This window comes from Isoptericola sp. b515 (genome assembly GCF_030588125.1).
Taxonomy (GTDB): Bacteria; Actinomycetota; Actinomycetes; order Actinomycetales; family Cellulomonadaceae; genus Isoptericola; species Isoptericola sediminis.
The window spans coordinates 75,053-93,142 of sequence record NZ_JAUQYR010000003.1 but is presented as its reverse complement, the minus strand read 5'-3'; the positions used below and the strand labels follow the sequence as shown (position 1 = coordinate 93,142).

Here is an 18,090-nt window from a genome sequence, read left to right as displayed (position 1 = left end):
CCGCCGTGCCGGCACCCCGAGACACCGTCGTCCCCGACGATGCGCGAGGCCCGGCACGGCTGACCGTGCTCGCCGGGCCGACCGCCGTCGGCAAGGGAACCGTGTCGGCGGACATCCGCGCCCGGTACCCCGAGGTGTGGCTGTCCGTGTCCGCCACGACCCGGTCACCCCGCCCCGGTGAGGTGCACGGCGTGCACTACCTCTTCGTCACGCCCGAGGAGTTCGACCGGATGGTCGCGGAGGGGGAGATGCTGGAGTGGGCGGTCGTGCACGGCCGCCATCGGTACGGCACCCCGCGCGGCCCGGTCGAGGAGCACCTGGCCGCCGGCCGTCCGACGCTGCTCGAGATCGACCTGCAGGGAGCCCGCCAGGTGCGGGAGGCGGTGCGGGACAGCGCCCTGGACGCCCAGTTCGTGTTCCTGTCCCCGCCGAGCACCGAGGAGCTGGTCCGGCGCCTCGTGGGACGCGGCACGGAGGACGCCGAGGAACGCGCGCGCCGGCTGGCCACCGCCGAGGTGGAGATGGCGGCCGAGCCCGAGTTCGACGTGACCATCGTCAACGACGACGTGACGCGCGCCACGGACGAGCTCGCGGGACTGCTGGGCGTCCCCGGGGCCGACGGTGAGGAACGCCGCCCCGAGCCCTCGCACGGCGGACGGTAGACTGGCCAGCCGAACCCCTGATCTTCCACCGGTGGCGCTCGCCACCGGCCCCGACCTCTGCTTGGAGTGAGACACATGGCAGGAACGACGCCGCAGCCGATCGGCATCACCGACCCGCCCATCGACGACCTGCTGCAGCACAGCGAGTCCAAGTACGGGCTGGTGCTCTACGCGGCCAAGCGGGCGCGTCAGATCAACGCCTACTACGCCCAGCTCAACGAGGGGCTCCTGGAGAACGTCGGCCCGCTCGTCGAGGCCCGCAACCAGGAGAAGCCGCTGTCGATCGCGATGCGCGAGATCAACCAGGGGCTCCTGACCGCCGAGCCGGCCCCGGAGCCGACCGAGTCCGCCTCGACGCCGGCCGACCCGACGGCCGAGTCCGAGCACGCCGTGGGCGACGACGAGATCGTCTGAGCCGAGTGCGCGGGCGTCGTCGATGAGGATTCTGCTCGGGGTCTCCGGCGGTATCGCCGCCTACAAGGCGGTGCTGCTGCTGCGCCTGCTGCGCGAGCAGGGCCACGCGGTGCGGGTCGTGCCCACCGCGGCGGCGCTGCGGTTCGTCGGCGCGCCCACCTTCGAGGCGTTGTCGGGCGAGCCGGTGAGCGCCGAGGTGTTCGACGACGTCGAGAACGTCCAGCACGTGGCGCTCGGGCAGGGTGCCGACCTCGTGATCGTCGCTCCGGCCACGGCGGACCTGCTGGCGCGGGCCGCGACGGGACGCGCGGACGACCTGCTCACCTCGAGCCTGCTCGCCGCGCGGTGCCCGGTCGTCATGGCCCCGGCGATGCACACCGAGATGTGGGAGCACGCGGCCACCCGGGCCAACGTCGCGACGTTGCGCGACCGGGGGGTCCACGTCATCGAGCCCGCGTCGGGCCGTCTGACCGGCAAGGACACCGGTCCCGGTCGGCTGCCCGACCCCGAGGAGATCGCCCGGGTGGCACTGGCGGTGGCGGCCGGTCCCGCCGAGCCGGTCACCGACCAGGACCTGACCGGCCGGTCCGTCGTCGTGTCGGCCGGGGGTACCCGGGAGCCGATCGACCCCGTGCGGTTCGTCGGCAACCGGTCCAGCGGTCGCCAGGGTGCCGCCCTGGCCGCAGCCGCCCGGGCCCGCGGTGCCCGGGTGACGCTCGTCGCGGCCCACGTCGCCGCGGACCTGACCGACCCGTTGGTGGCCGCCGGCGTGGAGGTCGTGCCGGTCTCGACCACCGCCGAGCTGCGGACGGCGGTCCGCCGGGCAGCGGTCGGCGCCGACGCCGTCGTCATGGCCGCCGCGGTCGCGGACTTCCGGCCGGTGGCCGCCACCGAGGCCAAGATCAAGAAGGTCGCCGGGCAGGCGCCGCCGTCGATCGAGCTGGTCGAGAACCCCGACGTGCTGGCGGAGCTGGCCGCCGAGCGGCTGCGCGCGGGACAGGTCGTCGTCGGGTTCGCCGCCGAGACGGGTGACGAGACGGGCGGTGTGCTCGAGCACGGCCGCGCCAAGGCGCGCCGCAAGGGTGCCGACCTGCTGGCCGTCAACGCCGTCGGCGAGGCGCTCGGGTTCGGCACCGAGGTCAACGAGGTCACGCTGCTCGACGAGCACGGTGAGACGGTGGCGAAGGCCGCGGGCTCGAAGCGGGAGGTGGCGGACGCGATCTGGGACGCCGCCGTCGCCCGGATGACCGCATCGTGAGATTGTCTCAGCATGTGAGCGACCGGAGTGCTCACATGGCGTCGTCCGGCCCCGGTGAACCGTAGGCTGATCCCATGACCGAAGCGCTGCGCCTGTTCACGTCCGAGTCCGTGACCGAAGGGCACCCGGACAAGGTGTGCGACCAGATCTCGGACGCCATCCTCGACGCGCTGCTCGCCCAGGACCCGCGTTCGCGCGTCGCGGTGGAGACCATGGTCACCACGGGGCTGGTGCACGTGGCCGGCGAGGTCACCACCGAGGCCTACGTGGAGATCCCGCAGATCGTGCGCGAGGTCGTGCGGGGGATCGGCTACACCTCGTCGTCCATCGGGTTCGACGGCGACTCCTGCGGCGTGTCGGTCTCCATCGGCCAGCAGTCGCCCGACATCGCCCAGGGTGTCGACACGGCGCTCGAGCGTCGGACCAACGCCGACGACCTCGACCCCTACGACGCACAGGGCGCGGGCGACCAGGGTCTGATGTTCGGCTACGCGACCGACGAGACCCCGTCGCTGATGCCGCTGCCCGTCTTCCTCGCGCACCGGTTGGCCGAGCGGCTGGCCGAGGTGCGCCGCACCGGCGAGGTCGCCGGGCTGCGACCGGACGGCAAGACGCAGGTGACCGTCGGCTACGACGGCGACCGCCCCGTGAGCCTGGACACGGTGGTGCTGTCCACCCAGCACGACGCCGACCTCGAGCAGGACAAGCTCGCCACCGAGGTGCGCGCCCACGTCATCGACCCGGTCGTGGCGCAGGTGGCGGGTTCCGCCGGCATCCGGACCGACGAGGTGCGGGTGCTCGTCAACCCGACCGGGCAGTTCGTCATCGGCGGCCCCCAGGGCGACGCGGGGCTGACGGGCCGCAAGATCATCGTCGACACCTACGGCGGGATGGCCCGGCACGGCGGCGGGGCGTTCTCCGGCAAGGACCCCTCGAAGGTCGACCGGTCGGCCGCCTACGCGATGCGCTGGGTGGCCAAGAACGTCGTCGCGGCCGGGTTGGCCCGCCGCTGCGAGGTGCAGGTGGCCTACGCCATCGGCAAGGCGCACCCGGTGGGGCTCTACGTCGAGACGTTCGGGACCGAGACCGTGGACCCGGTGCGTATCGAGGCCGCGATCCGTGCCGTGTTCGACCTGCGCCCGGCGGCGATCATCCACGACCTCGACCTGCTGCGGCCCATCTACGCGGCGACCGCCGCCTACGGCCACTTCGGGCGTGAGCTCGAGGAGTTCACCTGGGAGCGCACCGATCGGGTGGAGGAGCTGCGTGCCGCCGTGCGCTGAGCGCACGACGTCGGTGGCTCGTGGTGGCATAGCCCTGTGACCACCCCAGACGAGCCCGAGCAGCCCGCCCTGCTCGGGCTCGACGACGTCCCGGCCGCCCCGCGGCGCCGGACGGGGCGCAAGCCCGGCAGCGAGCCCGCCGCGGTGGACCCCGTCGCCCGCGTGGTCCTGGACCTGTCCCCACCGCACCTGGACCGCGAGTACGACTACCTGGTCCCGGCGGCGATGGCCGATGACGCCGTGCCCGGGGTGCGCGTCCGGGCCCGGTTCGGGCCGCAGGACGTCGCCGGGTTCGTCGTCGCGCGCTCGGCGACCTCGGACCACGAGGGGCGCCTGCAACCGCTGCGGCGGGTCGTCTCCGCGGATCCGGTCCTGAGCCCGGCGGTGCTGGACCTGGCGCGTCGGGTCGCGGCCCGCTACGCGGGGACCGTCCCGGACGTGCTGCGGCTGGCCGTCCCCCCGCGCCACGCGCGGGTCGAGGCGGAGGTGCTCGCGCAGCTCGCCGACCTGGACGACCGGACGCACGACGGGGTCGTCCCGCCGCCGTCCGCCCCTGCGGGGGAGGGCTGGCCCGGCGTCTGGGCACCGTACCGGTCGGGCGAGGCGTTCTGCCGTCACCTTCTGGGCGGCCAGGCGCCCCGGGCCGTCTGGACGCCGCTGCCGGGGCTCCAGCCACCCGCGGGCGAGGAGACGGCGGCCCGCGTGCCGCACTGGGCCGCCGCGATCGCCGGTGCGGTACGGGCGGCGCTGGCCGGCGGCCGGCGGGCGCTCGTCGTCGCCCCGGACGCCCGGGACGTCGACAGGATCCGCGCCGCGCTCGAGGCCGCCGGGGTCGCCGACGTCCGGACGCTGCAGGCCGAGGACGGTCCGGCGCCCCGCTACCGGTCCTTCTTGCACGCCCGGCACGGACTGGCCTCGGTGGTGGTCGGGACCCGGGCCGCGATGTTCGCCCCCGTGCCCGACCTGGGGCTGGTCGTGCTGTGGGGCGACGGCGAGGAGACCCTCGACGAACCGCACGCCCCGTACCCGGCCGCCCGCGAGGTGCTGGCGATGCGCTCCGAAGCGGAGGGTGCGGGGTTCCTGCTCGGTTCCCCGGGCCGCACGGTGCAGGCCCAGGCGATGCTCGCGCGCGGCTGGGCCGCCGAGATCGCGGCGTCGCGCGACGTCGTGCGGGCCCGGGCGCCGCGGGTGCGCGCGCTGACGTCGGTCGAGCTGGCGTCCGAGGGGCCGGGGGCGGCCGCACGCCTGCCGACGGCCGCGTGGCGGACCGCTCGGTCTGCTCTGGAGCGGGGACCCGTGCTCGTCCAGGTGCCGCGGACCGGCTACCTGCCGGTCGTGGCGTGCGCCGCCTGCCGGACGGCCGCACGCTGCACCCACTGCCACGGCCCTCTCGGGCTGCGGGGTGCGCGCGCCACCCCGCAGTGCACCTGGTGCGGCCGGCTCGCCGGCACCTGGCGCTGCGACGAGTGCGGCCACGACCGCGTGCGCGCCGTGCGGGTGGGGTCCGAACGCACCGCCGAGGAGCTCGGACGAGCCTTCGCCGGGGTGCCGGTGCGGGTCTCGGCCTCCTCGGCGCCCGGCGGGATCCTCGACCACGTCGAGGAGCGTCCCGCCCTGGTAGTGGCCACCCCGGGTGCCGAGCCGGTGGCCGAGAACGGCTACGCGGCCGCGCTGCTGCTCGACGCCGCGACGGCCACCGCCGGTACCGACCTCGCGATGGCCACGCGTGCCCTGCACCGGTGGATCGCGGCGGCCGCGCTCGTGCGGCCCGGTCCGGACGGGCAGGTACTCCTCGTGGGGGACGCCGCGCCGGCACCGACCGGCGCGCTGGTCCGCTTCGACCCGGCCGGGCTGGCCGAGCGGGAGCTGGACGAGCGTCGCGAGCTCGACCTGCCGCCCGCGGTCCGCGTGGCGGCGGTGACGGGGGACGCCGACGCCGTACGCGCCGTCGTCGACCGCGTCGCGCTCGCCACGCCCGAGACCGTCCTCGGCCCGGTCGAGCTGCCCGCCGACGACCGGCTCGAGGCGCGGGTGCGCGTCGTCGTGCGCGTGCCCCTCGCCGACGGCGCGGAGCTCGCGGCCCAGCTCCGCGCGTCGACGGCCGTGCGGTCGGCCCGCCGCGAAGGCGGCCGGGTGCGGGTGCAGGTCGACCCGCAGGAGATGCTCTAGGGGCGCTAGCGTGCGGGCATGACCTTCCGCGCCGTGGCCCCGGACGTGCTGGTCCGCACCAGCCGGCGCGACGTCACGACGTCGGTCCTCGCCCTCGGGCCGCGGCGCGCGACCGGGCGGCGTCCCGCCCTGCTCGTGGACCCGGCCTGGGACGACGACGAGCTGGAGGGGATCGCCGCCGAGCTGGTCGCGCGGCAGGTGCGGGTGGCCGCCGGGCTGTCGACGCACGCGCACCACGACCATCTGCTCTGGCACCCGCGGTTCGGGGCGGGGCCGCGGTGGGCGTCGTCGCGGGCGACGGAGGTCGTGCGGAGCCACCGGGACGTCCTGGACGCCGTGGTCCGGTCCGAGGGCCGGCGGGAGGCCGTGCTGGAGCTCTTCGCCGCCGTGGCCGCGCTGCCGGGTGACCGCGTGCCCGACCCGGACGGTGAGCTGCCGCGCTCCGAGCTCGTCGTGCACGACGCGCACGCCCCGGGGCACGTGGCGCTGTGGCTGCCGGACGCCCGCGTCCTGGTCGCGGGGGACATGCTGTCCGACGTCGAGCCGCCGCTGCCCGCGGACGAGATCTCCGGAGACACCGACCTGGTCGGCTACCGCGAGGGGCTCGAACGGCTGGCCCCGTACGTGGCGCGGGCCGAGGTCGTCGTGCCCGGGCACGGGACGCCCACCCGGCACGCGCGCACCCGGCTCGACGCCGACCGCCGGTACGTCGACGCGCTGCTGGCCGGGCGCGACCCGGACGACCCCCGGGAGGCCGCGCGCTGAGCGCTCAGCCCAGCGACGCCACCGCGGAGGTCAGCAGCGCGGTGCCGTCGTTCCAGGCGCCGGTGGCGTCGAACCCCATCTGGGAGAGCACGGCCCAGGCGACGCCCACGACGGCGTAGACGCTGACCGGGGTCATGACGAGCCACTCGCGCCAGGAGCCGGCGTCCCCGAGCACCGGCACGGCGATGTTGCCGGTGCGGCCCCACATGTCATCCAGCGGGAGCCACCGGTGCCGGCGCACCCATCGGGGCGAGCCGAAGCGGATCGGCCACAGCAACGGGACCCCCTGGGTGGTGACCAGGTCGCCGAGGATGTGCACCGTGGCGCCGAGGCCCACGCAGAACGGCATCCAGTACCACTCCTCGGGGGCGAACACCGCGATGAACAGGGCGAGGGAGATGGACGACGTCCAGGTCCACCAGCGTCGGCGCCCCGTCAGGTGCAGGGCTCGGAGGGCGAAGGCGACGAGCAGCACGGCCATGATGCCGGGGCCGATCAGCACCTCGCCGAACGTCTCGGTGCTGATCGTCAGGAAGCTCATCGCCCACGCGATGAGCGTGAAGACCGCGATCCCCAGGATCGAGTGGGTGCCGTTGCGGTGGCCGCCGGAGATGGTGCAGACGAACTTCGTCAGCGCCTCCGACAGCGGCGGCAACGAGTGCGAGATGGTGCCGTTGTGGTGGTCGGCGTCCGGCAGCAGGGCCGCCCCGGCGCAGACCAGGGCACCGGTCATCACGCCGACGTCGGACACCGGGTACCACCCGAAGGCGATCGGGGTCGAGGCCGTGACCGCCACCCAGGCGGCTGCCCCGGAGGCGGCGTGGTGCCCACCCATCATGGTGCGTCGTCCTCCTTCGTCCGGTGTGCCCCTTGATGACCGTTTGGTCGGGGTCGGACGGAACGCTACACCTCCCTCGCGAGCACCGCAGAGCCGGGCGCTGCCGGCGCGATGGTCGACGCGCGCCCAGGTCAGGCGAGGTCGACGACGACCTTGACGTCGTCGTCCTGCGGCGTGAGGGCCTCGACCGCGCGGTCCAGGGGCAGACGCCGGGTGACGAGGCGCGCCAGCCAGTCGCGGTCGGCCCCGGCCAGGGCCTCGGCCGCGGCGCGGTAGTGCCGGAGGTTGGCGTTCACGGAGCCCACGACGACGTCGTTCTCCAGCACGACGGACCGGTTGGCGGCGCCGGCGTCGACGGGCACCTGGTGACCCGCGGAGGAGATGCCGGTCAGGACCGTGATGCCGTAGGGCCGCGTGGACGTGACGGTGTCCATGACGACGGCGGGTGCGCCGGTGCACTCGACGATCACGTCCGGCTCGACCCGGTCGGCCACGGCGGTCGGGTCGTCGTGGTGGTAGGTCGCCCCGAGGTCGCGCACGAGGCCGGGTTTCGGGCCGTCGGTCGCGCGGTCGAGGACGTGCACGTCGAGCCCGCGCCGGGCTCCGACCAGGGCGGCGAGCAGGCCGATCGGCCCGGCGCCCGTCACGAGCACCCGCTGCGGGTCGAACCACGAGCGCGCGCCGATCCGGTCCACCTGCTCCCAGGCCTTGGTCACGACGGTCGTGGGCTCGAGGAGCACGCCCACGTCGGCCAGGTCGGGGTCGAGGCGCACGGCGCGGTCCGCCGCGACCGTCCACCGCTCGGCGGCGAAGCCGTCGACCTCCTTGATCCCGTGCTCGGTGAACAGCCCGTTGCGGCACATGTCCCACTCGCCGTGGGCGCAGGCGCCGCAGGGCACCGGGTCGGGACGGCGGACGACCCCGACCACGAGGTCGCCGGGGGAGAACCCGGAGTCGTCCGGCGCCTCGCGGACCCGTCCCAGGGACTCGTGACCGAGCACGAGCCGCTCCTGGCCGGGCGGTGGGGCGCCGTGCTCGCCGCGGGCGATCTCGTGGTCCGTGCCGCAGATCCCGACCGCCACGCCGTCGACCAGCAGCTCGTCCGGACCGGCGACAGGGTCGGCCACGTCGGTGACGGCCAGGGAGTCGGCCTGCCCGGGGACGATGGTCAGTGCTCTCACGCGTGCTCCTCAGTCGGTGGGATGCTCGGGCATGCCGGTCATGTCGGTGCCGGCGCCCCGGATGCCGGACAGGATGCGCGCGGAGTTCACGACGCCGAGGTGGCTGAACGCCTGCGGGACGTTGCCGAGCTGACGGCCCGCGGTGACGTCGAACTCCTCCGCCAGCAGCCCGAGGTCGTTGCGCAGACCGAGCAGCCGCTCGAACAGCGCGTGCGACTCGGCGTCGCGGCCGATCGCGTGCAGGGCGTCGACGAGCCAGAAGCTGGCGATCAGGAACGTGCCCTCGGTGCCCGCCAACCCGTCGACGCCGTCGGCGTCCTGGCGGTACCGCAGCAGCAGGCCGTCCCGACCGAGCTCACGCTGCACGGCGTCGACCGTGCCGATCACCCGGTGGTCCGACCACGGCAGGAAGCCCACTCGGGGAATGAGCAACAGGGCCGCGTCGAGACCGCGGGACCCGTAGAACTGGGTGAAGGTGTTCCGCTCGGCGTCGTAGCCGTGGGTGAGCACGTCGGTGCGGATCGACTCGCGCAGCCTCCGCCACCGGTCGACCGGTCCGTCGAGGCCGAACCGCTCGACGCCGCGGATCATGGCGGAGACACCGGCCCAGGCCATGACGCGCGAGTGCACGAACGCCCGCTGCGGTCCGCGCACCTCCCACAGACCGTTGTCCACGTCGTCCCAGTGACCCTCCAGGTGGTCGAGCAGGGACCGTTGCAGCCGCCACGTGTCCTCGTCCTCGGCGATCCCGTTCGACCGGGTCAGGCTCAGGCCGACGAGGGCCTCGCCCCAGACGTCGAGCTGGAGCTGGTCGGCGGCGCCGTTGCCCACGCGGACCGGGGTGCTGCCCTCGTACCCCGGCAGCCAGTCGAGCGTGGTCTCCGGGAGCCGGCGCCGGCCGTCGAGGCCGTACATGATCCGCAGATCCGCCGGGTCGCCCGCCACCGAGCGCAGCAGCCACTCGCGCCAGGCCTTGGCCTCCTCCCGATGGCCGGTGCTGAGCAGGGCCAGCAGGGTGAACGCGGCGTCGCGCAGCCAGCAGTACCGGTAGTCCCAGTTGCGGACACCGCCGAGCTGCTCGGGCAGCGACGTCGTGGCCGCCGCGGCGATCGCCCCGGTCGGGGCGTAGGTGAGCGACTTGAGCGTGATGAGCGACCGCCGCACGGCGTCGCCGTACCGGCCCTCGTACCGGGTGCGGCCGACCCAGTCGCGCCAGTACTCCAGGGTGTCGGACAGGGCCTCCTCGGCGTCAACCGGCTCGGGGACGGGGTCGTAGGAGCGGTGGTAGCTGAGCACGAAGGAGACGCGGTCGCCGGCGGACACCTCGAAGCGGGAGCCGATCGTCTCGCCCGAGACGGTGTGCGGAACGGTCGCGGCGAGGTTCAGCGCGTCGGGGCCCGCGACCGCGCAGACCGTGCCGCTGCGCTCGGTACCCAGGACGCTCGGCGACTCGGTGACCCAGGGGACGACGGCCCCGTAGTCGAACCGTGGGCGCAGGACGCTCTCGACGGCGACGCGGCCGCTGACGCCCTCGACGATCCGGACCATGTCGGGGGTGCGTCCACGCGGCGGCATGAGGTCCGTCACCCGGACGTGGCCGTCGGGCGTCTCCCACTCCGTCTCGAGCACCAGGGTCTCGCCGCGGTAGCGGCGCCGCGTGCACGTCCCGGCGCCGGCGGGAGCGACGCGCCACGACCCGTGCGAGTCGTCCCCCAGCAGGGCCGCCAGGCAGGCCGGGGAGTCGATGTCCGGCAGGCAGAGCCAGTCGACGCTGCCGTCGCGCCCGACGAGGGCGACCGTCTGCAGGTCGCCGACGATGCCGTAGTCCTCGATGCGCAGCGCCACCCGCTTCACGCTAGGGCAGCGGCGTGACCTGCGCCACGGCTCGACGGTTTGCAGGTCAGGGGCCTCGCCGTGCTATCTTTCTTACCGCGCCGGAACGGAGCAGGAGCTCCGGGACGGTCCACTCGTCCGGGTGGCGGAATGGCAGACGCGCTAGCTTGAGGTGCTAGTGCCCGTTATAGGGCGTGGGGGTTCAAGTCCCCCTCCGGACACTCGTTTGAGACAGCGACGTCGAAGGCCCCCGGTTCCACGACCGGGGGCCTTCGTCGTTCTCGGGCCGACGTATCACCGAGGAGCGTCGGGCTCTCCTCCACGATGAGGTGCGCGAGTCCCACCACCACTCGTGGGTGGGTAGGGGCTGCCCGCCCGGCTGCGTGCCGGCACGTCCGGCATGACGTGGGACGAACTCATCGAGTTGACGACGGAGAGCGACGTGGAATCTCAGGACACGCGGAGCGACCGCTCGCGGCAGGCTGCCGAGGCCTCTGACCGGGCGAGAGCGGCGGACGCCGCCGTGGCCGAGCTGCAAGCGACGATCGACGCGGCGCTCGTCGAGCTCAGGAGACTCCGCACCGAGGCGACCAGCACCACCGAGGACTGACGCATCGTCCGGGCGTCCCGGCCCGCGGACGTGCGCCGGGACGGCGGGTCCTCGTGCACCCAGCACGTCGGCGCAGCACACTGGTCTCGTCCGAGGTGGAGGGAGCGTCGTGGCGGAGGCCAGGGAGAACGTCCCGCAGTGGCTGCGCAGCGCGGCCGGCTGGTCGTGGCGGCTGGTCATGCTCGTGGTGGCCGTCGCGCTCGTGGTGTACGCCACGGCCCAGGTGCAGTTCGTGTTCTTCGCGATCTTCCTGGCGCTCGTGCTCACCTCGGTGTTCAGCCCGCTGACCGACCTGTACCAGAAGGTGATGCCCCGCGCGCTGGCCACGGCGCTCGCGCTGCTCAGCGGGGTCGTGGTGTTCGGCGGTCTGATCGCCTACGTCGTGGCGTCGGTGGCCGGGCAGTGGACCGAGCTCGGCGGGCAGTTCGAGACCGGTGTGCAGCAGATCCTCGACTTCCTCGAGACGGGGCTCTTCGGCCTGTCGATCAGCGCCGGCCAGCTCCAGGAGTGGCTGGACTCCGGGCAGCAGTGGGTGGCGGACAACGCGGAGAACCTCGTCGGGCAGGCCGCCGAGAGCGCCGGGTCCGTGCTCGAGGGGTTCATGGTCGCCGCGCTGGCGATCTTCCTGACCGTGTTCTTCGTCTACTCGGGCGAGCAGATGTGGCACTGGTTCCTGCACCAGGTGCCCGCCGAGCACCGCCGGCGGTGGGTCGAGGCGGCCGGTGCCGGCTGGTACACCTTCTCGGGCTTCGCCCGCGGCACCGTCATCATCGCGTTCATCGACGGCATCCTCGCCTTCGTCCTCCTGATGATCCTCGGGGTGCCGCTGGCCGCACCGCTGGCGGTGCTCGTGTTCATCGGCGCGTTCATCCCGCTCATCGGGGCGCCGCTGGCGATGATCATCGCCGCCGTCGTCGCCCTCGCCGCCGAGGGATTCATCACAGCGCTGATCGTCACGCTCGGCATCGCCGCCATCGGCCAGCTCGAGGGACACGTGCTGCAGCCGCTCATCATGGGCAAGCAGGTGGCCCTGCACCCGGTGGTGGTCGCGGTGGTCGTCCTCGCGGGAACCGTGCTGGCCGGGCTGCTGGGCGCGGTGGTGGCCGTGCCGCTGGTGGCGGTGGCCTGGACGGTGTTCTCGACGCTGCGCGGCGACCGGCCCGTCCCCGTGCCACCGGGGGCGATGGCGTCGCCGGATCCCCCCGACGACGACGGCGACGACGAGCCGGGCCCGGCGCCGGGGCCCGAGGGCCGCAGGGCGGTCTGACCCGCGCCGTCGCGCGTGACACGATTCGCCCATGCCACCGTTCGTCCTGCACAGTCCTGAGGTCCTGCTGTCCGTCCCGACCTCGGCCGACATCGACCGCATCGCCGCCGTCTGCACCGATCCGGCGATCGCGGAATGGACGACCGTCCCCTCGCCGTACACCCGCGCCGACGCCGAGACCTTCGTGACCGGCATGGTCGTCGACGGCTGGGCGCGCGAGACCATGTTCACGTGGGCCGTCCGCGCCCCCGGGCAGCCCGACGGGACAGTGCTCGGGATGATGGCCATCGGCCTGATCCCCGGCGGCCCGGGTGACGCCCACGCCGGGGAGATCGGCTTCTGGACCGCGCCCGACGCCCGCGGAAGGGGGCTGACGACCGCGGCCGGCCGTCTCGCGGCGGACTGGGCGCTGGACCCGTCCGGGCTCGCCCTCGAGCGTCTGCAGTGGCGCGGCTTCGAGGGCAACTGGGCCTCGCGGCGCGTGGCCTGGAAGCTCGGGTTCCGCTACGAGGGCCTGCTGCGACGGCACGGCGTGCGGAACGGCACGGTCTGCGACGACTGGATCGCCTCGCTGCTGCCGGAGGACCCCCGCGAGGCGAGCGAACCCTGGCCGCAGGAGGCCGCGACCTCCTGAGCGTCCGCTGGGCCTCTGCTGGGAAACCCGCGGCGGTGCTCGCCGTACACTCCCGTGCGACCCACGTCACACCCGGGCGTGGGGGACACGAAGGAGTGCTCACGCCATGACGCAGCCACGACGGGTCGCGGTCGTCGGTGCCGGACCGTCCGGCCTGGCCGCCGCCCGCGCCCTGGACCGGCACGGACTCGCGCTGACGGGGTTCGAGGCCCACGACGACGTCGGCGGTCTGTGGGACATCGACAACCCCCGCTCGACCGTCTACGAGTCGGCGCACCTCATCTCCTCGCGGACCACCACCGAGTTCGCCGAGCTGCCGATGGCCACGCAGGTCGACTACCCGAGCCACCGCGAGCTGCTGCGCTACTTCCACGACTACGCCGACACCTTCGACCTGCGCCGCCACTACCGGTTCGGCACGCGGGTCACCGCCGTCGAGCCCGGGGACGGGGACGCGAGCGGGCGCTCCGGGTGGGACGTCTGCTCCACCGGGCCCGACGGTGCCTCGAGGCGGGAGCGGTTCAGCCACGTCGTCGTCGCCAACGGCACCCTGGCCGAGCCGAACGTGCCGACCTTCGCCGGCGAGTTCACCGGGGAGCTGCTTCACTCGTCGGAGTACAAGCGGGCCGAGGTGTTCGCCGGCAAGCGGGTGCTGGTGGTCGGCGGCGGCAACTCCGGCTGCGACGTGGCGGTCGACGCCGTGCACCGGGCGGCGTCGGTCGACCTGTCGGTGCGGCGCGGCTACTGGTTCGTCCCGCGGTACCTGCTCGGGCGCCCCACCGACACCCTCAACCAGGGGCGGCCGCTGCCGGCGCGGATCAAGCAGGCCGTGGACTCGCGCGTGCTGACCCTGCTCAACGGCGACCCGCAACGGTTCGGCTTCCCGGCGCCGGACCACAAGATCTACGAGTCCCACCCTGTGGTGAACTCCCTCGTGCTGCAGCACGCGGGCCAGGGCGACCTGCGGGTCCGGCGCGACATCGACCGCTTCGAGGGCCGCACCGTGCACTTCGTCGACGGCACCAGCGGGGAGTACGACCTCGTGCTGCTGGCCACCGGGTACCGGCTGGACTACCCGTTCGTGGACCCCAAGCACCTCGCCTGGGACGGCCCCGGCTCGGGCACCGCCCCCGGGCTGTTCTGCAACATCGTCCCGCCGTCGCTCAACGGGCTCTTCGTCGTCGGGATGCTCGAGGCCTCGGGCATCGGGTGGCAGGGACGCGCCGAGCAGGCCGAGCTCGTGGCGCGCTACCTGGCCGCCGACGCCGCGAGCGCCGACGGCGACACCGCGGCCCGCGACCGCGTGGCGGCGTTCCGGCGCCGTGTCGGCGAGCGATGGCCCGACCTGACCGGCGGCTACCGCTACCTCGGCCTGGAGCGGATGAGCTACTACGTCAACAAGGACGCCTACCGCCGCACCGTGCGCCGGCTGGCCGACCAGCTCGCGGGGGAGGGTGACCGATGACCATCGACGACGTCGCCGTGAACTTCTCCGAGGGCTCGATGGTCGCCCTCAGCCTCGTGCTGGCCCTCATCATGCTGGGTATCGCGCTGGACACCTCCCCGGCGGACTTCCGGGTGCTGCGCCGCGCCCCGCGCGCGGCGGTCCTGGCGCTGGCCGCCCAGATCGTGCTGCTGCCGGCCGTGACCTTCCTGCTGACGCTCCTGCTCGGCGTCCAGGCGTCGATCGCGCTGGGCATGATCCTCGTCGCCTGCTGCCCGCCGGGGAACGTCTCGCAGATCCTCACCTACCGCTCCGGCGGCAACGTCGCGCTGTCGGTGTCCCTGACCGCCGTCGGCAACGCGCTCTACCTGGTCGCCATGCCGCTCAACATCGCCCTGTGGGGCAGCCTGCACCCCACCGGCCGCGACATCCTCGCCGAGGTCAGCCTCGACCCGCTGGAGATGATGCTCGACATCGTCCTCATCATCGGGGTGCCCTTCGCCCTCGGGCTGCTGGTGCGCACGCGCTGGCCCGCGATCGCGGCACGGGTGCACCGACCCGTGCACGTCGTCAGCATCCTCGCCCTGGTCGGCTTCGTCGTCGCCGCGCTCGCGGGCAACTTCGCCGTCTTCGTCGCCTGGGTCGGCGTCGTGCTGGTGGCCGTGTTCCTGCACGACGCCGTCGCCCTGGCGCTCGGGTACGCCGCCGCGCGCGCCGGGGGCCTCGCCGTCCGCGAGCGCAAGGCCGTGACCTTCGAGGTCGGCATCCGCAACGCCGCGCTCGGGCTGGGGCTGGTCATGACGTTCTTCGACGGCATCGGCGGGATGGCCGTCGTGGCCGGCTGGTGGGGTGTGTGGGACATCATCGCCGGGCTCGCGCTGGCGACCGTGTGGGCGCGGCGCACCCGCGTGCGCCAGGCCCAGGAGGTGTCGGCATGAGGCGGGTCCTGGTCACCGGCGGCTCGGGGTTCCTCGGGTCGCACGCCGTCGCGGCGCTCGCCGCACGGGACGACGTCGCGCACGTCGTCTCCGCCGACCTGCGCACGCCCGCCACGGTGGCGGACGGCGTCACCGCGGTCACGCTCGACGTCACGGACGCCGCCGCGGTCCGCGACACGATCGCGACGCACCGGGTCGACACCGTGGTCCACCTCGCGGCCATCGTGAACCCCGGCACCCTGGACGAGGAGACCGAGCGCCGCGTCGACGTCGACGGCACCCGGCACGTGCTGGAGGCGTGCGTCGACGGGGGAGTGCGCCGTGTGGTGATCTCCTCCTCGGGGGCCGCCTACGGCTACCACGCCGACAACCCCGTCCCGCTGCGCGAGAGCGACCCGCTGCGGGGCAACGAGGAGTTCACCTACTCCCGGCACAAGCGCCTCGTGGAGGAGCTGCTCGCCACCTACCGGCGCGACCACCCGGAGCTGGAGCAGGTGATCCTGCGCATCGGCACGATCCTCGGCCCGGGGGTGGCGAACCAGATCACCGCGCTGTGGGACGCGCCGCGGCTGATCCGCGTGCGGGGCTCGGAGGGGCCGTTCGTCTTCGCCTGGGTCGACGACGTCACCGGAGCGATCGTCACCGGGGCCACCGGGACGGCGACCGGGGCGTTCAACGTGTGCGGCGACGGACGCCTGACCGTCGCCGACATCGCCGACCGGCTCGGCAAGCGGACGCTGGACGTGCCCGCCCCGCTGCTCGCCGCCGGGCTGCGCGTCGGCAGGGCGCTGCGCCTGACCGTGCACGGGCCCGAACGCGTCGGGTTCCTGCAGCACCGCCCGGTGCTGGACAACACCCGGCTGCGCACCGAGCTCGGGTACACCCCGCGGTACACCAGCGCCGAGGCGTTCGAGCAGTGGTTGCGCGTGCGCGCCTGACCGGCGCGAAAAGGCGTTGCGGTGCCTGCCCCGCGGGTGCCAGCCTGCTGGGGAGCCCCCGCGGGCAGGCCGCGTGTGACAGGGGGCGGACGGAAGGGACGCCGGTGACCGACACGGCGCACGGTCCGACGACCTCGCGCTGACGCCTGCCCACCCGCACCCGGACCGGTGCACCTCCCGGTGGACGGCCGCCGTCGGCGCACGACCGCCGCGCCCCCGGGAGATCCCGTGCCCACCCCTGCTCCGTCCCCTGCCGTCGCCCTGCGCGACCTCACCTTCACCTGGCCCGACGGCGCCCCCGCGCTGACGGGCGTCACCGGCACCTTCCCGACCGGCCGCACCGGCCTGGTCGGTGACAACGGCACCGGCAAGTCCACGCTGCTGCGGCTGATCGCCGGCGAGCTCGCCCCGTCCTCCGGGACCGTGTCCGTGGCCGGTACCGCGGGCTACGTGCCGCAGCGCCTCACCCTCGACACCGACGCGACCGTCGCGGACCTCCTCGGCCTCCGGACCGCCCTCGACGCCGTGCGGGCGATCGCCGACGGCGACGTGCGCCCCGAGCTGTTCGACGCCGTCGGGGCCGACTGGGACGTCGAGGAGCGGGCCGTGGCGGCGCTCGCGGCCGCGGGGCTTCCGCACACCGGCGGCGCCCTGGACCGCGCCGTCGGCGCGCTGTCCGGCGGCGAGGCCGTGCTCACCGCCGTCATCGGCCTGCGACTGCGCCGTCCCGACGTGGCGCTGCTCGACGAACCCACCAACAACCTCGACGGCCACGCCCGGGAGCGCCTCGCCGAGCTCGTGCGCACCTGGCGCGGCGCCCTGGTCGTGGTGTCCCACGACCGGGACCTCCTCGAGCTCACCGACGCCACCGCCGAGCTGCGCGCCGGGTCGCTGACGACCTTCGGCGGACCGTACAGCGCGTACGAGCGGCACCTCGCCGTGCAGCAGGAGGCCGCCCTGCGGTCGGTGCGGGACGCCGAGCAGACCTGGCGCCGCGAACGCCGCGAACGGATCAAGATCGCCGAGCGGGTCGCGCACTCCCAGCGTCAGGGGCGCAAGGACGCGGCCGACGCGAAGTTCGTCAAGGCGGCGATCAACGACCGACGCAACAGCGCGGAGAAGTCGCAGGGCGCCCGGCGCGGGGCCGCCGCGGCCGCGGAGAGCACGGCGCGCACGGCCGTCGAGACCGCCCGGAGCGCGGTCCGTGACGACGACCGCATCACGGTCGACCTGCCGGACCCGCAGGTCCCGGCGTCGCGGCGCATCGCGGTGCTCGGGTCGTCCGACGGCCGGGACGTCGTCGTCGCCGGCCCGCAGCGTGTCGCCCTGGCCGGGCCGAACGGCGTGGGCAAGACGACGCTGCTGCAGCGGCTGCTCGCCGGCCCGTCCCCGGCCGGTGAGCTGTGCACGGACCGGGTCGGTTACCTGCCGCAGCGCCTGGACGGCCTGGACCCGCGCGCCACCGTGCTGGAGGCCGTGCGCACCGGAACCCCCGGCGTCCCACCGGGCGAGCTGCGCGCCCGGCTGGCCCGGTTCCTCGTGCGCGGCGCCCAGGTCGAGCGCACCGTCGCCACCCTGTCCGGCGGAGAGCTGTTCCGGGTGCACCTGGCCCGGCTGCTGCTCGCGGAACCGCCCGCGCAGCTGCTCGTGCTGGACGAGCCGACGAACAACCTGGACCTGGCCAGCGTCGACCGCCTCGTCCAGGCACTGACGTCGTACCGGGGCGCGCTGCTGGTGGTGAGCCACGACCGGGCGTTCCTGGACCGGGTCGGCGTCGACACCCGGCTGCTGCTCAGGTCTGACGGCCGCCTGACGGAGACCTCCTGAGCGGCGGAGGCGCGGGGGAGGGTGTCCGG

The 18,090-nt window shown here is 74.4% G+C and carries 16 protein-coding genes and 1 tRNA gene; 14 read left to right on the top strand and 3 right to left on the bottom strand.

Annotated elements, in window-relative coordinates:
• Positions 1-5 precede the first annotated feature (5 nt).
• The 6 genes from gmk (at position 6) to Q6350_RS09410 (ending at position 6,551) form a co-directional block, all read left to right on the top strand.
• The gene (gene gmk, locus Q6350_RS09435) at positions 6-662 is read left to right on the top strand and encodes a guanylate kinase (protein WP_305066002.1); all 657 of its coding nucleotides are present in this window, start codon (positions 6-8) and stop codon (positions 660-662) included.
• Between the two features lie 75 nt (positions 663-737).
• Positions 738-1,076 carry a DNA-directed RNA polymerase subunit omega gene (rpoZ, locus tag Q6350_RS09430; protein WP_171248256.1) on the top strand — a complete coding sequence of 113 codons (339 nt, stop codon included), beginning with the start codon at positions 738-740 and terminating at the stop codon, positions 1,074-1,076.
• Positions 1,077-1,098: 22 nt separating this feature from the next.
• Positions 1,099-2,334: a bifunctional phosphopantothenoylcysteine decarboxylase/phosphopantothenate--cysteine ligase CoaBC gene (gene coaBC / locus Q6350_RS09425; RefSeq protein ID WP_304604056.1), complete on the top strand. Its 1,236-nt coding sequence runs from the start codon at positions 1,099-1,101 to the stop codon at positions 2,332-2,334.
• Between the two features lie 74 nt (positions 2,335-2,408).
• Complete coding sequence (gene metK / locus Q6350_RS09420; RefSeq protein WP_304604055.1) at positions 2,409-3,617, top strand: methionine adenosyltransferase; 1,209 nt, start codon at positions 2,409-2,411, stop codon at positions 3,615-3,617.
• Positions 3,618-3,653: 36 nt separating this feature from the next.
• Positions 3,654-5,786, top strand: a complete 2,133-nt coding sequence (locus tag Q6350_RS09415; protein ID WP_305066001.1) for a primosomal protein N' — start codon at positions 3,654-3,656, stop codon at positions 5,784-5,786.
• An 18-nt stretch (positions 5,787-5,804) separates the two neighbouring features.
• Complete coding sequence (locus Q6350_RS09410; protein ID WP_305066000.1) at positions 5,805-6,551, top strand: MBL fold metallo-hydrolase; 747 nt, start codon at positions 5,805-5,807, stop codon at positions 6,549-6,551.
• 4 nt (positions 6,552-6,555) lie between these two features.
• Here Q6350_RS09410 and Q6350_RS09405 read toward each other — a convergent pair whose 3' ends face one another.
• The 3 genes from Q6350_RS09405 to Q6350_RS09395 form a co-directional block, all read right to left on the bottom strand.
• Complete coding sequence (locus tag Q6350_RS09405; protein ID WP_305065999.1) at positions 6,556-7,389, bottom strand: metal-dependent hydrolase; 834 nt, start codon at positions 7,387-7,389, stop codon at positions 6,556-6,558.
• Positions 7,390-7,520: 131 nt separating this feature from the next.
• On the bottom strand, positions 7,521-8,570 hold the full coding sequence (locus Q6350_RS09400; protein ID WP_304604051.1) for a glucose 1-dehydrogenase: 1,050 nt from the start codon (positions 8,568-8,570) through the stop codon (positions 7,521-7,523).
• A 9-nt stretch (positions 8,571-8,579) separates the two neighbouring features.
• Complete coding sequence (locus tag Q6350_RS09395) at positions 8,580-10,415, bottom strand: glycoside hydrolase family 15 protein (protein WP_305065998.1); 1,836 nt, start codon at positions 10,413-10,415, stop codon at positions 8,580-8,582.
• Positions 10,416-10,539: 124 nt separating this feature from the next.
• On the opposite strand from Q6350_RS09395, the gene Q6350_RS09390 reads away from it, so the two are divergent.
• From Q6350_RS09390 to Q6350_RS09355, 8 genes are all read left to right on the top strand, one after another.
• Positions 10,540-10,624, top strand: a tRNA-Leu gene (locus Q6350_RS09390).
• A 221-nt stretch (positions 10,625-10,845) separates the two neighbouring features.
• Positions 10,846-11,013: a hypothetical protein gene (locus Q6350_RS09385; RefSeq protein ID WP_305065997.1), complete on the top strand. Its 168-nt coding sequence runs from the start codon at positions 10,846-10,848 to the stop codon at positions 11,011-11,013.
• A 109-nt stretch (positions 11,014-11,122) separates the two neighbouring features.
• The gene (locus Q6350_RS09380; protein ID WP_370375385.1) at positions 11,123-12,280 is read left to right on the top strand and encodes an AI-2E family transporter; all 1,158 of its coding nucleotides are present in this window, start codon (positions 11,123-11,125) and stop codon (positions 12,278-12,280) included.
• 31 nt (positions 12,281-12,311) lie between these two features.
• Positions 12,312-12,914 (top strand): GNAT family N-acetyltransferase, encoded by a 603-nt coding sequence (locus tag Q6350_RS09375; protein ID WP_305065996.1) that lies wholly within the window; start codon positions 12,312-12,314, stop codon positions 12,912-12,914.
• A 106-nt stretch (positions 12,915-13,020) separates the two neighbouring features.
• Positions 13,021-14,379 (top strand): NAD(P)/FAD-dependent oxidoreductase, encoded by a 1,359-nt coding sequence (locus Q6350_RS09370; protein ID WP_305065995.1) that lies wholly within the window; start codon positions 13,021-13,023, stop codon positions 14,377-14,379.
• A complete protein-coding gene (locus Q6350_RS09365; protein WP_305065994.1) occupies positions 14,376-15,296 on the top strand; it encodes a bile acid:sodium symporter family protein in 921 nt (306 codons plus the stop codon). The genes Q6350_RS09370 and Q6350_RS09365 overlap by 4 nt, the downstream gene beginning before the upstream one ends.
• Positions 15,293-16,234 carry an SDR family oxidoreductase gene (locus Q6350_RS09360; protein ID WP_305065993.1) on the top strand — a complete coding sequence of 314 codons (942 nt, stop codon included), beginning with the start codon at positions 15,293-15,295 and terminating at the stop codon, positions 16,232-16,234. Before Q6350_RS09365 ends, Q6350_RS09360 begins: the two co-directional genes overlap by 4 nt.
• Positions 16,235-16,462: 228 nt before the next feature.
• Entirely contained in the window at positions 16,463-18,061 is a 1,599-nt protein-coding gene (locus Q6350_RS09355; protein WP_305065992.1) for an ABC-F family ATP-binding cassette domain-containing protein, read from the top strand.
• Positions 18,062-18,090: the final 29 nt, after the last annotated feature.

Coding starts and splice junctions, on each gene's coding strand:
- Q6350_RS09410 (WP_305066000.1), top strand. CDS start 5,805: ATGACCTTCCGCGCCGTGGCCCCGGACGTGCTGGTCCGCACCAGCCGG.
- Q6350_RS09365 (WP_305065994.1), top strand. CDS start 14,376: ATGACCATCGACGACGTCGCCGTGAACTTCTCCGAGGGCTCGATGGTC.
- Q6350_RS09370 (WP_305065995.1), top strand. CDS start 13,021: ATGACGCAGCCACGACGGGTCGCGGTCGTCGGTGCCGGACCGTCCGGC.
- Q6350_RS09405 (WP_305065999.1), bottom strand. CDS start 7,389: ATGATGGGTGGGCACCACGCCGCCTCCGGGGCAGCCGCCTGGGTGGCG.
- coaBC (WP_304604056.1), top strand. CDS start 1,099: ATGAGGATTCTGCTCGGGGTCTCCGGCGGTATCGCCGCCTACAAGGCG.
- metK (WP_304604055.1), top strand. CDS start 2,409: ATGACCGAAGCGCTGCGCCTGTTCACGTCCGAGTCCGTGACCGAAGGG.
- Q6350_RS09360 (WP_305065993.1), top strand. CDS start 15,293: ATGAGGCGGGTCCTGGTCACCGGCGGCTCGGGGTTCCTCGGGTCGCAC.
- rpoZ (WP_171248256.1), top strand. CDS start 738: ATGGCAGGAACGACGCCGCAGCCGATCGGCATCACCGACCCGCCCATC.
- Q6350_RS09375 (WP_305065996.1), top strand. CDS start 12,312: ATGCCACCGTTCGTCCTGCACAGTCCTGAGGTCCTGCTGTCCGTCCCG.